13 protein-coding genes and 1 pseudogene are annotated in these 17,488 nt (G+C 65.7%); 8 read left to right on the forward strand and 6 right to left on the reverse strand.

Annotation, left to right across the window (positions count from 1 at the left end; genetic code table 11):
* The first annotated feature begins 41 nt into the window (after positions 1–41).
* Positions 42–1,367 (forward strand): aminotransferase class I/II-fold pyridoxal phosphate-dependent enzyme, encoded by a 1,326-nt coding sequence (locus MPSD_RS11870; protein ID WP_036426665.1) that lies wholly within the window; start codon positions 42–44, stop codon positions 1,365–1,367.
* 12 nt (positions 1,368–1,379) lie between these two features.
* On the opposite strand, the pseudogene treZ reads toward MPSD_RS11870, so the two are convergent.
* From treZ to MPSD_RS28565, 6 genes and pseudogenes are all read right to left on the reverse strand, one after another.
* A pseudogene (gene treZ / locus MPSD_RS11875) lies at positions 1,380–3,145 on the reverse strand (malto-oligosyltrehalose trehalohydrolase).
* Complete coding sequence (gene treY, locus MPSD_RS11880) at positions 3,142–5,439, reverse strand: malto-oligosyltrehalose synthase (protein WP_086084703.1); 2,298 nt, start codon at positions 5,437–5,439, stop codon at positions 3,142–3,144. Before treY ends, treZ begins: the two are co-directional and overlap by 4 nt.
* 3 nt (positions 5,440–5,442) lie before the next feature.
* Positions 5,443–7,620 (reverse strand): glycogen debranching protein GlgX, encoded by a 2,178-nt coding sequence (glgX, locus tag MPSD_RS11885; protein ID WP_086084702.1) that lies wholly within the window; start codon positions 7,618–7,620, stop codon positions 5,443–5,445.
* 99 nt (positions 7,621–7,719) lie between these two features.
* Positions 7,720–9,885 (reverse strand): acyltransferase family protein, encoded by a 2,166-nt coding sequence (locus MPSD_RS11890; protein WP_020787709.1) that lies wholly within the window; start codon positions 9,883–9,885, stop codon positions 7,720–7,722.
* Between the two features lie 107 nt (positions 9,886–9,992).
* Positions 9,993–10,757: an NlpC/P60 family peptidoglycan-binding protein RipD gene (ripD, locus tag MPSD_RS11895; RefSeq protein WP_015356015.1), complete on the reverse strand. Its 765-nt coding sequence runs from the start codon at positions 10,755–10,757 to the stop codon at positions 9,993–9,995.
* Positions 10,758–11,102: 345 nt separating this feature from the next.
* Positions 11,103–11,546 carry a hypothetical protein gene (locus tag MPSD_RS28565; protein WP_012394130.1) on the reverse strand — a complete coding sequence of 148 codons (444 nt, stop codon included), beginning with the start codon at positions 11,544–11,546 and terminating at the stop codon, positions 11,103–11,105.
* A gap of 93 nt (positions 11,547–11,639) precedes the next feature.
* Between MPSD_RS28565 and MPSD_RS11905 the strand changes: the two genes are divergently transcribed.
* From MPSD_RS11905 to MPSD_RS11935, 7 genes are all read left to right on the forward strand, one after another.
* The gene (locus MPSD_RS11905; RefSeq protein WP_015356014.1) at positions 11,640–12,953 is read left to right on the forward strand and encodes an adenosylmethionine--8-amino-7-oxononanoate transaminase; all 1,314 of its coding nucleotides are present in this window, start codon (positions 11,640–11,642) and stop codon (positions 12,951–12,953) included.
* A 6-nt stretch (positions 12,954–12,959) separates the two neighbouring features.
* Entirely contained in the window at positions 12,960–14,129 is a 1,170-nt protein-coding gene (locus MPSD_RS11910; RefSeq protein WP_020787708.1) for an 8-amino-7-oxononanoate synthase, read from the forward strand.
* Complete coding sequence (gene bioD / locus MPSD_RS11915) at positions 14,126–14,806, forward strand: dethiobiotin synthase (RefSeq protein WP_011739692.1); 681 nt, start codon at positions 14,126–14,128, stop codon at positions 14,804–14,806. The genes MPSD_RS11910 and bioD overlap by 4 nt, the downstream gene beginning before the upstream one ends.
* A gap of 1 nt (position 14,807) precedes the next feature.
* A complete protein-coding gene (locus MPSD_RS11920) occupies positions 14,808–15,317 on the forward strand; it encodes a 2'-5' RNA ligase family protein (protein ID WP_020787707.1) in 510 nt (169 codons plus the stop codon).
* A gap of 152 nt (positions 15,318–15,469) precedes the next feature.
* A complete protein-coding gene (gene bioB / locus MPSD_RS11925; protein WP_015356010.1) occupies positions 15,470–16,519 on the forward strand; it encodes a biotin synthase BioB in 1,050 nt (349 codons plus the stop codon).
* Positions 16,520–16,522: 3 nt separating this feature from the next.
* A complete protein-coding gene (gene bsaP, locus MPSD_RS11930) occupies positions 16,523–16,762 on the forward strand; it encodes a biotin synthase auxiliary protein BsaP (RefSeq protein WP_085979814.1) in 240 nt (79 codons plus the stop codon).
* Positions 16,763–16,884: 122 nt separating this feature from the next.
* A complete protein-coding gene (locus MPSD_RS11935) occupies positions 16,885–17,457 on the forward strand; it encodes a DUF2567 domain-containing protein (RefSeq protein WP_231395692.1) in 573 nt (190 codons plus the stop codon).
* The last annotated feature ends 31 nt before the right edge of the window (positions 17,458–17,488 follow it).

The following is a 17,488-nucleotide window of genomic DNA, read 5'->3' on the forward strand; positions in this document are numbered from 1 at the left end:
GTGGTTGCCCGTTCGATATGTACTAGTACATACTAGTAACTATGCCAGTACAATATAGGAGAGCGGGTGGTGGCGCCGAGTCCATAGCGGCCAGCATTGAATCGGCCATCTCCCAGGGCGGCTTGGCGCCCGGCGACGCTCTGCCGTCGATCCGCGAAGTCGCCGGTCAGCTGGGTGTGAATCCCAACACCGTGGCCGCGGCCTACCGCCTGTTGCGTGATCGCGGGACGGTCGAAACCGCGGGACGGCGCGGGACCAGGGTGCGCGACCGGCCGGCATCCACGCCCCGGTCCTCGCTTGACCTTGGGGTGCCTGCCGGCGCGCGAGATCTCTCGACCGGCAACCCGGCCCCCGAGCTATTGCCGCTGGCCGCCGTCGGATGGCCGGACGGTTCGGTGCTGCCGTTGCTCTACGGTGCTCCGGCAATGTCAGCGGAGCTGGTCGACTACGCTCGAGCCGCTTTGGCGGCCGACGGTGTAGCGGCCGACCATCTCGCGGTGACCAACGGTGCGCTGGACGGTATCGAGCGAGCGCTGAGCGCGAATCTGCGCCCGGGGGACCGGGTTGCCGTCGAGGACCCGGGCTGGGCAAACCTCCTGGATCTCCTTGCCGCACTTGGGCTTCCCGTTGAGCCGATGGGCGTCGACGACGACGGTCCGCTGGTTGCTGACCTGCAGCGGGCGCTGGGCCGCGGGGTGAGGGCGGTCGTGGTCACCAGTCGCGCGCAAAACCCAACCGGAGCGGCGCTGTCGGCGGCCCGGGCCGAGGAGCTGCGTGAGGTGTTGAGCCAGGGTGCTGAGGAGGTGCTGCTGGTTGAGGACGATCATTGCGCCGGCATCGCCGGCGTACCCCTGCACACCCTGGCCGGGGCGACGCAGCACTGGGCCTTCGTCCGGTCGGCGGCCAAGGCCTATGGGCCGGATCTACGGCTTGCCGTGTTGGCCGGGGACCAGCGCACGGTCGAGCGGGTGCACGGGCGGCTGCGCCTAGGGCCGGGCTGGGTGAGCCACATTCTGCAGGATCTCGCCGTGCGGCTCTTCGCTGACGATGCCGCTACCGGGCTGGTTCGCCAGGCGCAGGAGCGCTACGCAGACGCCCGCGGCCGGTTGTGCGCCGCGCTGTCCGCCCGCGGTGTCGCCGCACATGGCCGGTCTGGGCTCAATGTCTGGATTCCCGTCCCCGACGAAACCGCGGCGATTACCCGCCTGCTGAACCGGGGTTGGGCCGCTGCGCCGGGCGCGCGGTTCCGGATCCGTAGCGCGCCGGGGATACGGGTCACCATTGCGGGTCTAAGCGCCGAAGAGATCGAGCCTCTTGCCGATGCGATTGCCGAGGCGATACAGCGCACCGGGCGCCCCACCGTCTAGCGGCGACGACGCTCAGGCGGGCTCGGCGGGCGCCGTCGATTGGTCACAGCGCAGCACCGCAACCGAATGCCCGGCTAGTTCGGTGCCGGAGTCGCTGGTGTTCGGCTCACCCCAACCCGGCACCAGCGCACCGGATAGTGGCACCGTCGTCGCCTCGGTACCGAGATTGCACGCAATGCCAAACCGGCTGCGGCGCATGATGATCCAGCTCTGCTGCTCGTCATAGTCGATCACCAGGTGGTCCAGCCACGGATCGGCCAGGTCGGTCTCGTGGTGTCGCAACGCGATCAGATCGCGGTAGAAGCGCAGTAGCTGGGCATGCTCGCCTGAATCGCCTTCGCCCCAAACCAGTTTGGAGCGCAGAAAAGTCTGCGGATCTTGGGGATCGGGGATCTCGTCGGCATCCCATCCGTGCTCGGCGAACTCCGCTTTGCGTCCCTGCGCGGTGGCAACCGCCAACTCGGGCTCGGGGTGCGAGCTGAAGAACTGAAAAGGACTGCTGGCCCCCCATTCCTCGCCCATGAACAGCATCGCCGTGTAGGGCGAACCGAGTACCAATGCGGCTTTGATGGCCAGCTGGCCGCTGGTCAGGTTTTGTGAAGGGCGGTCGCCAAGCGCACGATTGCCGACCTGATCATGGGTGCAGGTGTAGGCGAGCAGACGGGTGGCCGGAATCGTGGCCGTGTCCAGCGGACGTCCGTGGCGGCGGCGCCGGAACGACGAATAGGTACCGGCGTGGAAGAAGCCCCGACGAAGTGTGTGTGCCAGCGTGGCCATCGAATCGGAATTGGCGCCGAAGTCCGCATAGTAACCCTGGCGTTCCCCGGAAACCGCTGTGTGAATCGCGTGATGGATGTCGTCGTCCCATTGCGCGGTGATCCCGTAGCCACCACCATCGCGCGGGGTGATCAGCCGCGGATCGTTGAGGTCGCTCTCGGCGACCAGCGACAGCGGGCGACCGACTTGCTTTGACAGCCAGTCGGTCTCGGTGGCCAGTTCTTCGAGGATGGGTACTGCGGTGGTGTCCACCAACGCGTGGACGGCGTCCAGCCGCAGACCGTCGGCATGGAATTCGCGCATCCAGCGCAGCGCGGCGCCGATGATGTAGCGGCGAACCTCGTCCGAGTCGGCGTCGGCGATATTGATGCCTTCCCCCCCCACGGGTTGCTCGCCGAGGACAGGTAAGGCCCGAATCGGGGCAGATAGTTTCCCGAAGGCCCGAGATGGTTGAACACCGCATCGATCAGCACTCCCAGACCGCGCGCATGGCAAGCGTCGACGAACCGGACCAGTCCGGCGGGGCCGCCGTAGGGCTCGTGGACGCTGTACCAGAGCACACCGTCATATCCCCAGCCGTGAGTGCCGGCAAAGGAGTTCACCGGCATCAGCTCGACGAAGTCGATCCCGAGATCGACTAGGTAGTCCAGCTTCTCGATGGCGGAGTCAAATGTGCCCGCGGCGGTGAAGGTGCCGACATGCAGCTCGTAGATCACCGCGCCGGTCACGGAGCGACCGGTCCAGGCGCCGTCGGTCCAGGTGGCCGCGGCGGGGTTCCACAGCTGGGAGCGGGCGTGCACCCCATCGGGCTGGCGGGCAGATCTGGGGTCGGGCAGCACCTTGGGGTCATCGTCGAGCAGAAATCCGTAGCGGGCAGCTGGCGCAGTCTCGATCGCGGTGTGCCACCAGCCGTCGTCGGTGCGCCTCATCGGGTACACGCCGCCCTCGACATCTAGCCGCACCAATTCGGGCTTGGGCGCCCACACCCGGAATTCAGTCATGCTTGGCGCTCCAACAGGACGACGGGCAGCTCAGAGAACAGTTCGGCGGCAGGTGCCGGCCCGCTTGCCAAGGCGCCGGTGAGAGTGTCGGTCCAGGACCCCTCGGGCAACGGCAATACCGTGTCATCCCAGCCATTTTCTTGCAGTCCTACCGTCCAGCGGGTCACCGCGACCAGGATGTCCTGGCCACGGCGAAACGCCACGATGTGATCTTCGGCGGTGCCACTGGCAAGCACCGGAATGTAGGCGCCGCGCAGGAAGCACTCCGGGTGGGAACGCCGCATTCGAAGGGCCGTGCTTACGACCCGGATCTTGGGATGCCGCAACTCTCGCAGCGCGGCTCGGCGGGCGGCGTAGTCGACGGGGCGCCGGTTGTCCGGATCGACCAGGCTGTCCTCCCACAGCTCGGTGCCTTGATAAACGTCGGGTATCCCGGGCACGGTCAGCGCGAGCAGCTTCTGGCCCAGCGCGTCACTGGCGGCATGGGGATTGAGGCGATCCACGAGTTGGGTCAGCTGCCCGGCCACCGGACCATCCAGGACAGCGTCCAGCCACCGGTGTACCGCGTCTTCGAAAGTGGAGTCCGGGTCGTTCCAGCTGGTGTGCCAAGCCGCTTCCCGAATTGCTTTCTCCGCGTAGCTGTGCAGCCGGTCGCGCAGCTGCTCGCTGACTTCCCCGGTGACCGGCCAGACGCCGAAGATGTTCTGCCACAGGAACTGTCCCGTTGCTCGGTCAGGGGAGGGGGCTTGGCTTTCGGCGCGGGCGACGAATTCGGCCCATAGTGACGGAACCTGGGACAACACGCTGATTCTCGCTCGCACGTCTTCGCCGCGTTTGGTGTCGTGGGTGGTCAACGTCGTCATGGTCTGCGGCCACATCCGGGTGCGGGTGGCCGCACTGTGATGAAACTCTGCGGCGCTGACTCCAAACCGGTGCGGCTCGCCACCCACCTCGTTGAGTGACACCAGCCGGGCGTCTCGGTAGAACAAGCAGTCCTCGACGGCCTTGGCGGTCACCGCGCCGCACAGTTGCTGCAGCCGGTTGGCGGGTTCGCCGCCGTGGGCCAAAGCCATCGCCACCAGCTGCAGCGGCGGGCCTAATTCGGGTGCCGCAATACAGGTTTCGGCGATCGCGGTCGGCATGATCGAGGCCAGCCCGGGGTAGTCGCAGCGGTAGACGCCGATATGGGTAAGCAACGCGGCCACCGCCTCACCCGGCAGCGGATGATCCCGGCCGGCCGTTGCGGCAATGCTTCGTCTCAACCGGCTCAATTCGCTGGACAGGGTGTCGGTTGTCGCCCGGATCTTGAGATCGGCCAACAGTGCCGCCATGGCCTGGTAGTCCACGTCGGCGGACTCGACCAGCGCGGTGAGCTCTGCCGCTCCGGCCGGGTCGGCGAAGAGTCCGCCGAGTTCTCGTAGCACGTCATAGCCCGTTGTGCCGTCCACCGGCAGCGTGGGCTCCAACGCCTCGTCGGCGGCCAGGATCTTCTCGATCACAATCCAGGCCTGCTGGCCGACCAGTTCGCGCAGCCATTGCAGATAGCCGCAGGGATCGGACAGCCCATCGGGGTGGTCGATACGAAGACCATCGACGAGTCCGTCGGCGAACCAACGTGCGATCTCGACATGGCTGGCATCGAAAACCGCGCGATCCTCTTGGCGTAGCCCGGCCAACGAGGTGATCGAGAAAAACCGGCGATAACCGCACAGGCCGCGTCGCCAGCCCACCAATCGGTAGTGCTGGCGCTCATGCACCTCGGCTCCGGTGCCGGTACCGGTACCCGCAGCGATGGGGAATGCCAGCGAGCCCAGCCGCAGCAGGTCCCCGTCGACCAACAGGTCGGCCACGTCTGCGTCAGAACCCAGCACCGGCAGCACGATTCGACCGTGCTCGTCGAGATCACAGTCGATGTCGAAATACCCCGCATACTCGGAGTTGCGGCCGTGACGCAGCACATCCCACCACCACATGTTCTGTTGCGGCCGATCGACACCCACGTGGTTGGGCACGATGTCCACAATCAGGCCCATGCCGCGAGCCCGCGCCGCCGCGGATAGCCGCGCCAAGCCGTCGAGGCCGCCGAGCTCGGCTGACACCGTGGTCGGGTCGGTGACGTCATAGCCGTGGGAGGACCCCGCTACGGCGGTCAGGATAGGGGACAGGTAAAGATGGGAAACACCAAGCTCGCTGAGGTAATCCAGCACATTCTCGGCGTCTGCGAAAGTAAATCCGAATCCGCTTGATGGGCCGCGCAGCTGTAGTCGGTAGGTGGACAGGACGGGAAAGCCCATGGGCTACGCGGTCTTACGCAGCAAGATCAGCGAACGGCCGGGCACAGATACGGTGTCTTCGGCCTTCACCACCGCGTCGGCATCGCCGGCTGGATGGTTGGTGTCCAGCTCCACCGTCCATTCGTTGGCATAGTCATCGTGCGGCATGACGAACTCCACCGTTTCGTCATGGGCGTTGAAGCACAACAGAAATGAGTCGTCAACGACTCGTTCACCGCGGGCGTTGGGTGCGGTGATCGCCTCACCGTTGAGGAACACCGCAACGCACTTGTGGAAGCTGCGGTTCCAATCGTCGTGCAACATTTCCTGGCCGCTCGGGGTCAGCCAGGCGATGTCTCGCACCTCGTCGCCGGTTCGGATCGGCTCACCCTCGAAAAACCGTCGCCGACGAAAGACCGGATGGTTTCTGCGCAACGTGGTCACCTTGCGGGCGAATGCCAGCAGGTCGGCATTCGCTTCAACCAATGACCAGTCCATCCACGATATTTCGGAGTCCTGGCAGTAGACATTGTTGTTGCCCTGTTGGGTGCGCCCGATTTCATCGCCATGGGCAATCATCGGTGTGCCCTGGCTGACCATCAAGGTGGCCCAGAAGTTGCGCATTTGGCGGTAGCGCAGCGCCACGATGTCGGGATCGTCGGTGGGGCCCTCGATGCCGCAGTTCCAGGAGCGGTTGTGACTTTCCCCGTCACGATTGTCTTCGCCGTTGGCGCTGTTGTGCTTTTCGTTGTAAGAGACCAGGTCGTTGAGGGTGAACCCATCATGAGCGGTGACGAAGTTGATGCTGGCGCTCGGCCGTCGACCGGTCGCCTCATAGAGATCCGACGACCCGGTCAGCCGGGAAGCGAATTCGCCAAGGGTTGCGGGCTCGCCCCGCCAGTAGTCACGCACAGTATCGCGGTATTTCCCGTTCCACTCCGTCCACAAACCGGGAAAGTTGCCGACCTGGTAGCCACCTTCGCCGACGTCCCACGGCTCGGCGATCAACTTGACCTGGCTGACCACCGGATCCTGCTGCACCAGGTCGAAAAACGCGCTCAGTCGGTCCACGTCGTGCAACTCGCGGGCCAAAGTCGCGGCCAGGTCGAAGCGGAATCCGTCGACGTGCATCTCGATCACCCAGTAGCGCAGCGAGTCCATGATCAGCTGCAGCACGTGGGGGTGGCGGGCGTTGAGGCTGTTGCCGGTGCCGGTGTAGTCCTTGTACCAGCGCAGGTCGGAGTCAACCAGCCGGTAGTACGCGGAGTTGTCGATACCGCGGAAGTTGATCGTTGGGCCGAGGCGATTGCCTTCGGCGGTGTGGTTGTACACGACGTCGAGGATGACCTCGATGCCTGCTTCGTGCAGGCTGCGCACCATGGACTTGAACTCTCCCACCGCGCTGCCGGCTTGGCGGTTGGCTGCGTATTGGTTGTGCGGGGCGAAGAATCCAAAGGTGTTGTAGCCCCAGTAGTTCCGTAGGCCTAGGTCCAGCAGTCGCGAGTCGTGCATGAATTGGTGCACCGGCATCAGTTCGATGGTGGTGACATTGAGGGACTTCAGGTGGTCGATGATCGCCGGGTGGGCCAGCCCAGCGTAGGTGCCGCGAAGTTCCTCGGGGATGTCCGGATGGGTCTGGGTCATGCCTTTGACGTGGGCTTCGTAGATGACGGTCTCGTGGTAGGGAATCATCGGAGCCCGGTCATAACCCCAGTCGAAGAACGGGTTGATCACCACACTTGTCATGGTGGAGCCCAGGGAGTCGACGATGGGAGGGATACCGGGGTCGGCCGAGCCCAGGTCGACAGTCTTCATGTCATAGGAGAACAGCGCCTGCCCGAAGGTGAAATCGCCGTCGAACGCCTTCCCGTACGGGTCGAGCAGCAGCTTGCTCGGGTCACAGCGGTGCCCGGCCGCGGGGTCGAATGGCCCGTAGACCCGAAAGCCGTAGCGCTGGCCGGGGCTGATGTTGGGGAGATAGGCGTGCCAGACGTATCCGTCGACCTCCTCGAGAGAGATCCGCGATTCGCTATCGTCGTCGGCGATCAGGCAGAGCTCGACCCGGTCGGCGATTTCGGAAAAGAGCGAAAAGTTGGTGCCGGCGCCGTCATAGGTGGCTCCCAGTGGATACGCGCTGCCCGGCCATACGGTGGGCAGTGGAGGTGGCGTTACGCCAGAGTCCACGGCGTTGTTCGGCGACATCGTATGACCTTATCCGCGTTGGGGGTTGGTCCGCGTATTTCGCGCTGACAAGCCCGGCGCCCTGTCGGGCCGGCGCGGCCGGACAGGCGAGGGCGGATCTCACCACCAGCCGGTGATTGCTGCGATCTGCCGCCCGAGTTCGGGGGTCATGGTGCGGGCATAGGTGGGTGTCATGTGGTGAGCGTCACGGTAGATCAGCACATTTCCCTCGACCGCGCGACAGTAGTCGGGCCGACATATCGCGTCTGACATGTCGATCGGTTTGAGGTTCGGGAACCGGTCTACGAAATCCAACGTGGTGTTGTAGTCCGACAGCAGTTCAGAGCGCTTGATTCCGCAGGACTGCGCATCGCCCCCCTTGGCCAGGCAGTCCGCCGGTTTGAACGGCTGGCCGTCCTTGACCATCCAGGGGGTGTCCCGAACCGCGAGGACGGGAATGTTGTTGTCGGCAAATGTTTGCCAGATACCGATGTAGGTGGCCGGCATGACGTCGCCCGGCTTGATGTTCCACGGCCGTGTCGACGTGGTGAACACATAGTCGGGACGGTCGGTGACCAGTTTCTCCATCGTCTTCTGCACCCACTCGCGGCACTGCGGGTACGGGGCGTTGTTGCCCATGATCAGCGGGACTTCTTCGGTGGACAGCGGGCAGCCCATCTTGAGGTACGTCACCACCTTGAAGTGATGCAGACGCCCGAGTAGATCCAGTGCCGGAAGCCAATGTTCGGCGTGCGAACCTCCGGCGAGCGCGATGGTCCGGGAAGCGTCCACATCGCCGTAGGTGCAATTGACCAGCGCCGGATTGACGAAGTCACTGATGCAGCCGTCTCGAGTGGAAGCGGGAAAGTCGCCTTTGGCTTCGAACACGGTGGGGCGCATCCGCAGTTTGGGCACCCGGACATGGTCGGTCAGGGCACGTGCTCCGGGATAGTCGTTGGCGCTGAGTCCCCGGAGCTCTTTGCCGGAGGCGCGTTCGACGATCACGTGCTCTCGCCAGGTGAACGACGTAGCGGTCAGGGTGACGCCCAGCAACACCACGACCGACCCCATCGCGATGGTCGGCCGGCGCAACCGGAGCTGCCAGGGAATCGCTTGCGTCTTGACTGCGGCGGCGGTGCCCGACGGCGCGCGATACCGCAATGGGTCTTCGACGTGGCGAGTGGTCAGAAATGCCAGTACTCCCGATACCAGCAGTATCGCTGCACCCTCGATGAAGTTTGCGTGCCGGTGGCCGGTGTAGGAGAGCCAGAAGATCAGCAGCGGCCAGTGCCATAGGTACAGCGAGTAGGCCATCGCGCCGAGCGTCACCAGTGGCCCGGCGGCCAGCAGTCGATTGGGTAGCGGAAGACGGTCGCGGGTGCTCGGATGGGCCTGCCGGTTGGCCCCAGCCATGATCATCAGCATCGCGGCGCCGACTGGTACCAACGCCCATGGGCCAGGAAATTCTTTGACGCCGTTGATCAGGGCGCCGCACGACAGGACTATCGCCAACCCCACGGTGGCCGCGATGGTGCGCAGCCACATCGGCCAGCGAATGTAGGGCACCAGCGCACCCACCAGCGCCCCCAGGAGCAGCTCCCAGGCCCGCGCAAAGCTGTTGTAGTACGCGGTCGGCTGGTAGGCCTGGTGGGCGATGATCGCATAAACAAAGGACGCGATCGTGAGCGCGCTGAGCAGCACCACGAACATGGTCCGCAGATGGGTGCCGAGCAGACGCCGGAACAAAAAGGTGCACCCGGTGATCAAAAGCAGGAAGGCCAGATAGAACTGGCCCTGCACCGACATCGACCAGATGTGCTGTAGCGGGCTGACCGCTTCGCCGGCGCGCAGGTAGTCCGCGGCAGAGTTGGCCAGTTCCCAGTTCTGGTAGTAGCCCAGACTGGCCAGGCTCTGGTCGGCGAACGCTTCCCATCGGGTCTGCGGTTGAACCAGGATGGTGAGCAACGCACAGGCGGCTAGGGCCACGACCATGGCCGGCAGCAGCCGGCGGATCAGCCGGATCAGCTCAGTTATCGGTGAGAGCTTCAGACTCGGATTCAGGGCGGTGCGCAGAATCTTGCCGCCGAAAAAGAACCCCGATAGCGCCAAGAAGACGTCCACTCCGCCGGAAACCCGGCCGAACCAAACGTGGAATATGGCTACGAGGGCGATCGCGATACCGCGCAAACCGTCCAGATCATGGCGGTAAAAACCGGTTTTTCGGGTCCCCATAGCGACCGGCGCCGCGGCGGCGGTCGGTGATGTGGGCGGTGTCAGCGTCTGCATGGTCGACTGACAATTTACCGAAAAGCCACCTGCTTCCCTCGCTGAGCAGCGATGTCAGCGAGAGATGCAGGTGGCGTGGGTTGGGAACTACCCAGGTTGACGGTCGGTTACCGCGCGGTGGTGGCCGGAGCCGGCTGCAGCGGCACCAACTGTGTCGGTGCCTGCTGAACTGGGGATTGCTGGGTCGGCAGCTGTTGCAGGGGGACTTGTTGGGTCGGCGCCTGGCGGGTCGGTGCCTGCAGCGGTGCCTGCTGAGTCGGCAACTGTTGGGCGGGTGCCTGTTGCAGCGGTGCCTGCTGAGTCGGCACCTGCTGCAGCGGTGCCTGTCGAAGCGGGGTCTGCGGCAGCGGTGTCTGCTGCAACGGCGCTTGCGAAGCGCCGATGATCCGGACTAGGTAAGGCATCATGTCGGTGGTGCGTACCGGCGAGACCTGCACGACGTCGCCCACCTCCAACATCTGCCCGTTTCCGAGGTACATCGCCACGCTCTGGGTGCCCTCGGGGCCGTAGAAGAGCAGGTCGGCCTTGCGGGCCTGCTGCGGCAGGACCTTCTGGCCGACTTTGTACATCTCACCGGAGGAGCGCGGCAGCTTGATCCCAGCGCCGGCGTAGGCGTATTGGATCAACCCCGACGCGTCGAATCCGACGGTGTAGATGCCCGTCCCCTTGCCGCGGGACGGACCCGTGATACCGCCGCCGGCCCAGGAGAACGGCACGCCGCGCTGCGAAAGTCCGCGCGCGACCACGACGTCGGTTGCCTGCTGGTAGTCCACCGGCCGGACACTGGGGTCGGCGGCCGCGATGCCCGGGGCGGCCGCCATCGGGGCCGCCATCATCACCAAACCGATCGCGAAGGCGTAGATGCGTTTCATCGGGATTCCAATCTCCTAGGCTCTCCCAGGCCCTCTGGTGGGCCTCCTGTGCCTCAGCGCGGTGACTTCGCGCGTCCGCCGCTGTTCCATGACTCACGCGATGGCCGCTACGTCGAGACCTAACGCCGTTGCATGACAGTTGGAAACGTGAACCAGTCGGTTAGGTCGCTGTATTCACATCAGTCACTACAGCCACTTTGACAACGGATGTGTTCGCTCGCCAGGTCCCCAGGTCATTTTTTGTCTTAACGTGACCGGACGGTGACTGTGCTGGTCAGTGGCCTATCGGCGGTTGTGATTTCGGTCTCAGCAGCCTTGCTGGCCGCGCTCGGGGAACCGTGTCGGTCAGTGCCAGTAGGTTTCACTGAAGCCGGTCAGCGCGTACCCGATCACCGAAGTGACCGTGATGACGGCGATGGCGATGATCGGCCAGAAGGACATGTACCAGCCCTTCACCATGGAAACCAGCGGGCCGATCACGGCTGCGGCCACGGCCGCGCCGATGCCGCCCCACATGACCGGATAGATGTAGTAGTTGACGGCGAATGGCACAGGGGGGCAGTCCTCGGAAATGCACACGTTCTGGGAGAAGGCGAATAGCTGCGACGGCCAACTGGTCGTGGTCACCACAACCAGTAGCGCGCCCAAGAACGCGACCGTGAGGATCACATCCAGTGGAGCAATGCGCAGCGTGAGGATCTGCGGTGGCCGATCCTCGGTGTGGTCGGGGATCGGCGTTGCGTCGGTATCTGAACCGGTCGTGTGGTCGTGCTGGTTCGGCAAAGCCATGTCATGCATGCTTCCCGATGTCCGGGCTTTGTGCGACCCGCAGCCGCGTGGGCCCAGGTGCGGCCGCGTTCGGCTCGGTTACCCTCGGATTCCATGTCTGCCGCCGACACATCGAGGGGCGGTTTGACGCCCGAGCAAATCGGTGCGATCGATGCCGCCAACGTGTGGCACCCCTACAGCACCATTGGCACCACGGCCGCACCCAACCTGGTAGTGGTCTCGGCTCGCGGCGCCTGGCTGACCTTGATCCACGACGGCCAGCCGATCGAGGTGCTCGACGCGATGAGCTCCTGGTGGACCTCGGTCCACGGGCATGGGCACCCAGTGCTGGACGCGGCCGTGAGCGCCCAGGTGGGCACGATGAGCCACGTCATGTTCGGTGGGTTGACCCACGAACCGGCGGCCAGGCTGGCCAAACTGCTCGTCGATATCACCCCGGCCGGTTTGGAAACGGTCTTTTTCAGCGACTCCGGATCGGTGGCGGTAGAAGTCGCGGTGAAGATGGCGTTGCAGTATTGGCGCAGTCGTGGCCGGCCGGGAAAGCACCGCCTGATGACCTGGCGCGGCGGCTACCACGGCGACACTTTCACGCCGATGAGCGTCTGCGACCCCGAGGGCGGGATGCACTCGCTATGGACCGACATCCTGGCCCGGCAAGTGTTCGCGCCGCACGTGCCTCACGATTACGACCCCGCCTACAGTGCGGCGTTCGAAGCGCAACTGGCACAGCATGCCGCCGAATTGGCGGCCGTCGTCGTCGAACCGGTGGTGCAAGGAGCGGGCGGGATGCGCTTCCACGACCCGCGCTATCTGGCTGACCTGCGAGATTTCTGTCGGCGCCATGAGGTGCTTTTGATCTTCGACGAGATCGCCACCGGCTTCGGCCGCACCGGCGAACTCTTCGCTGCCGACCATGCCGGGGTGAGCCCGGACATCATGTGCGTCGGCAAGGCGCTCACCGGTGGTTATCTCAGTCTGGCCGCCACGTTGTGCACGACGGACATCGCGCACACCATCAGCGCCGGTGCGGCCGGCGCGCTGATGCACGGACCGACCTTCATGGCGAATCCGCTGGCCTGCGCGGTGTCGGTGGCCAGCGTCGAGCTGCTGCTCGAACAGGACTGGCGAGGCACGGTCGCCGGGATCGCTTCCGGTTTGACCACCGGACTCGAACCCGCTCGGGCATTGCCAGGGGTGACCGACGTGCGGGTACGCGGCGCGATCGGCGTGATCGAATGCGACCGACCGGTCAATTTGTCTGTCGCCACCCCAGTTGCCCTAGAGCACGGTGTCTGGCTGCGTCCGTTTCGCAACCTGGTCTACGCGATGCCGCCATACATCTGCGCCCCGGATGAGATCGCGCAGATCAGCTCCGCGATGGTCGAGGTCGCGCGTCTCGTAGGCTGAAGGCTCATGGGCGCCCCCACACAGATTCCGATTGAGACGTCGCCACTGGCCTGGCTGGACGCTGTCGAACGGCAGCGCCGCGATGCTGGGCTGCGTCGCTCGCTGCGCCCGCGTCCTCCCGTCGGTACCGAGTTGGACCTTGCGTCCAACGATTACCTGGGGCTGTCCCAGCACCCCGACGTGATTGAAGGCGGTGTCCAGGCACTGCGCATCTGGGGCGCAGGCGCCACCGGTTCGCGCCTGGTCACCGGCGACACCGAGCTGCACCAGCAGTTGGAAGCCGAACTCGCCGAATACGTCGGCGCTGCCGCGGGCCTGTTGTTTTCGTCGGGCTACACGGCGAACTTGGGAGCCGTCGTCGGTCTGTCCGGGCCGGGTTCGCTTTTGGTCTCCGATGCGTACTCGCACGCGTCCCTGGTGGACGCCTGCCGCCTTTCGCGCGCTCGGGTGGTCGTGACGCCGCACCGCGACGTTGCTGCGGTGGACGCGGCGCTGGCCTCGCGCGACGAGCAACGGGCCATGGTCATCACCGACTCGGTGTTCAGCGCCGACGGCACCTTGGCCCCGCTTCGTGAGTTGCTCGCCGCCTGCCGCCGGCACCGGGCCCTGCTCGTCATCGACGAGGCGCACGGACTGGGCGTTCGCGGTGGCGGGCGCGGGCTGTTGCACGAGCTGGGGCTGGCGGGTGCGCCCGATGTGGTGCTGACCACGACGCTGTCGAAAGCTCTCGGCAGCCAGGGCGGTGCCGTTCTGGGGCCGGCCGCGGTGCGTGCGCACCTCATCGATGCGGCCCGGCCGTTCATCTTCGACACCGGTTTGGCGCCGGCCGCAGTGGGCGCGGCGCGGGCCGCGCTGGGTGTGCTCAAGGCCGAGCAGTGGCGGCCCGACGCGGTGTTGCAGAACGCCCGTGAACTCGCCGACATCTGCGACGTGCCCGAGACGCCGCAGTCCGCGGTGGTGTCCGTGTTGCTGGGCGACCCGGAGGTGGCGCTGGCCGCCGCGGCGGCCTGTCTGGACGCCGGTGTCAAGGTGGGGTGCTTCCGGCCCCCGACGGTGCCCGCCGGGGCATCACGGCTGAGACTGACGGCGCGCGCGTCGTTGAGTCCTGACGAGATGGAGCTGGCCCGGCGGGTGCTGACCGACGTTCTTCTCGGCCCTGCCGCGGCACGCCGTTGACCGTCCTGTGCGTCACCGGCACCTGCACCGGGGTCGGCAAGACGGTCGTCACCGCGGCGCTGGCGTCCCAGGCGAACCAAGCGGGTATCGACGTGGTTGTGTGCAAACCCGTTCAGACTGGCACCGGCAACGGCGACGACGATCTGGCCGAGATAGGTCGGCTATCCGGGGTAACCGAGCTGGTCGGCTTGGCGCGTTACCCGTTGCCGATGGCGCCTGTCGCGGCGGCGGAGCAGGCCGGGCAGCCGCTGCCCAGCCGCGATCAGTTGGTGCAGCACATTCGGGGTCTGGACCGTCCGGGCCGGTTGACGCTCGTCGAAGGTGCAGGCGGATTGCTCGTCGAGCTCGCCGACTCCGGCGGCACGCTGCGGGACCTCGCCGTCGATCTGGGTGCCGCCATGCTGGTGGTGGTCGCCGCGGGACTGGGCACGCTCAATCACACTGCATTGACCCTGGAAGCGCTTGCGGCGCAGAAGGTTTCATGCGCCGGTCTGGTGCTCGGCAGTTGGCCGGCGCATCCCGGATTGGTGGAATCCTCGAATCGGGACGCCCTGGCTCGCTTGGCTCCCATGCGGGCCGTGCTTTCCGCCGGAGCCGCGCAGCTCAGCGTTGCGGACTTCGCGGTCATGAGTGCGGGCGCGTTCGACCGCGAATGGGTAGCCACGTTGGTCGGTTGAGATGGTGCATTCGATCGAGCTGGTCTTTGACCGCGACACCGAGGCCGCGGTCCGCCGCATCTGGGAGGAGCTGGCCGGTGCCGGGATCCCCAGCCAGGCGCCGGCGAGCCGTCCGCACGTGACAATGGCCGTCGCCGATCGGATCAGCTCCGAGGTGGACGAGCTGCTGAGCCCGGTTGCCGCAACACTTCCCCTGAGTTGTGCGATCGGTGCGCCGGTCTTGTTCGGCCGGGCAAGTGTGGTCTTCGCACGCCTGGTGGTGCCAACAGTCGAGCTGTTGGCACTGCACTCCGAGGTACACCGGTTGTGTGCGCCCTATCTGGACCCGGCGCCGATGCCGAATAGCCTGCCCGGGCATTGGACCGGCCATGTCACCCTGGCCCGGCGGGTCGGTGGGGCCCAGCTGGGGCGGGCATTGCGGATTGCCGGCCGCCCCGCACAAATCAATGGCAGTTTCGCCGGCCTGCGCCGCTGGGACGGGAACAAACGCGCTGAGCAACCGATCACATGACGGTGCTCAGCACGGTGAAATCACAGCACAGCGCGCGGTGGGCTACCGCGTCAGGTTTGTGCAGCCGTGCACGGCTACCCTAAGTTGGCAGTTCTGTGCTCGACAGGCTCGGGCCAGACCACAGATTTTGACGAAGACCAGGGGAGTACTTGGTGACTCAGGCGGCTACTCGACCCAGCAATGACGCCGGCCAGGATGGCGTGACCGAACCAGACATTCTGGCCGTGGCGCGGCAGCAGGTGCTGGAGCGTGGGGAGGGCTTGAATCAGGAGCAGGTCCTGCAGGTCCTGCAGCTATCGGAGGACCGCCTGGAAGAACTGCTGGTGCTGGCCCATGACGTCCGGATGCGCTGGTGCGGCCCCGAGGTCGAGGTCGAGGGCATCATCAGCCTAAAGACCGGTGGCTGCCCGGAGGATTGCCACTTCTGCTCGCAATCGGGCCTGTTCAGCTCGCCGGTACGCAGCGCCTGGTTGGACATCCCCAGCCTGGTCGAGGCGGCCAAGCAGACGGCCAAGTCCGGCGCTACCGAATTTTGCATCGTGGCGGCGGTCCGCGGTCCCGATGCCAGGCTGCTGTCCCAGGTCGCCGCGGGCATCGAGGCGATTCGAAACGAAGTCGAAATCAACGTCGCCTGCTCGCTGGGCATGCTGACCGCCGAGCAGGTGGAACAGCTCGCGGCGATGGGTGTGCATCGCTACAACCACAACCTGGAGACCGCTCGCTCGTACTTCACCAACGTCGTTACGACGCACACGTGGGAGGAGCGCTGGCAGACGCTCACGATGGTGCGCGACGCCGGCATGGAGGTGTGCTGCGGCGGCATCCTCGGTATGGGGGAGACGCTGGAGCAGCGCGCCGAATTCGCCGCCAACCTGGCCGAGCTGGACCCCGACGAGGTCCCGTTGAACTTCCTCAACCCCCGCCCCGGCACCCCCTTCGGTGACCTCGAGGTGCTGCCGGCCGGCGAAGCGCTCAAGGCGGTTGGTGCGTTCCGATTGGCGCTACCGCGCACGATGCTGCGCTTTGCCGGTGGCCGCGAGATCACCCTCGGCGACCTGGGCGCCAAGCGTGGGATCCTGGGCGGCATCAACGCGGTGATCGTCGGAAACTACCTGACCACGCTCGGCCGTCCGGCCGAAGCTGACCTGGAACTGTTGGAAGACCTACAGATGCCGTTGAAGGCGCTCAACGCAAGTTTGTAGGAAATCAAGGACATTGTGGTGGGAAGTCTCGGTGCTCCGGTCACTGCCGGCGTCTACAACGTCTACACCGGCGAACTGGCGGGTACGACCACGCCCACAGCGGCCCAGTTAGGTCTGGAGCCGCCGCGGTTCTGTGCCGAATGCGGACGGCGGATGATCGTGCAGATTCGTCCCGATGGTTGGTGGGCACGATGCTCGCGGCACGGGCAGGTGGACTCTTCGGAGTTGGAGACGCGTCGGTGACCGAGGAATCGGTGCCTGCTGTTCCCACCACGTCCCACGAGCCGCAGCCGCCCGTCGACGCGGTGGGGCTGCCGGATTCCGGTGGCCCTCGAACGTCGCGAACCCGCGCAATCACCACCGTGATGCTCGGTCTTACCGCGGTTGGCCTCTTGGTTGGCGGACTTTGGGCCTGGGTGGCGCCGGCCGTTCATGCCGTGGTCGCCGTCACCCGGACGGGCGAGCGTGTGCACGATTACTTGGGTAGCGAGTCAGAGAATTTCTTTGTCGCACCGTTCTTGATGCTCGGGCTGTTGGGTGTGGTGGCCGTGGTGGCGGCGGTGCTGATCTGGCAGTGGCGTGAACACAGAGGGCCCGCGATGGTGGCCGCCTTTGCGGCCGGGCTGGTGGGCGCCGCGGCGGCGGCAACCGCCGTCGGTGCGTTGCTGGTGTACTGGCGCTATGGCGCGTTGGATTTCGACACGGTGCCGCTGGCCAGCGGCGATCACTCGTTGACATACGTGATCGAGGCGCCGCCGGTGTTTTTCGCCCGCCACGCGTCTTTGGTAGCGGCCACCCTGTTGTTGCCCGCGGCCGTCGGGTCACTGGTGTACGCACTGATGGCGGCCGGAACCGTGCGTGATGATCTGGGCGGTTACCCGCCGGTCGAGCCCCGGCCGGCCGCACCCGCAAAAGCCCCCGAAGCGCCCGTGCCGTAACGGATTTCGGTGCGGCTCAAAGTGGACAATC

The organism is Mycobacterium pseudoshottsii JCM 15466 (assembly GCF_003584745.1).
Taxonomy (GTDB): Bacteria; Actinomycetota; Actinomycetes; order Mycobacteriales; family Mycobacteriaceae; genus Mycobacterium; species Mycobacterium marinum.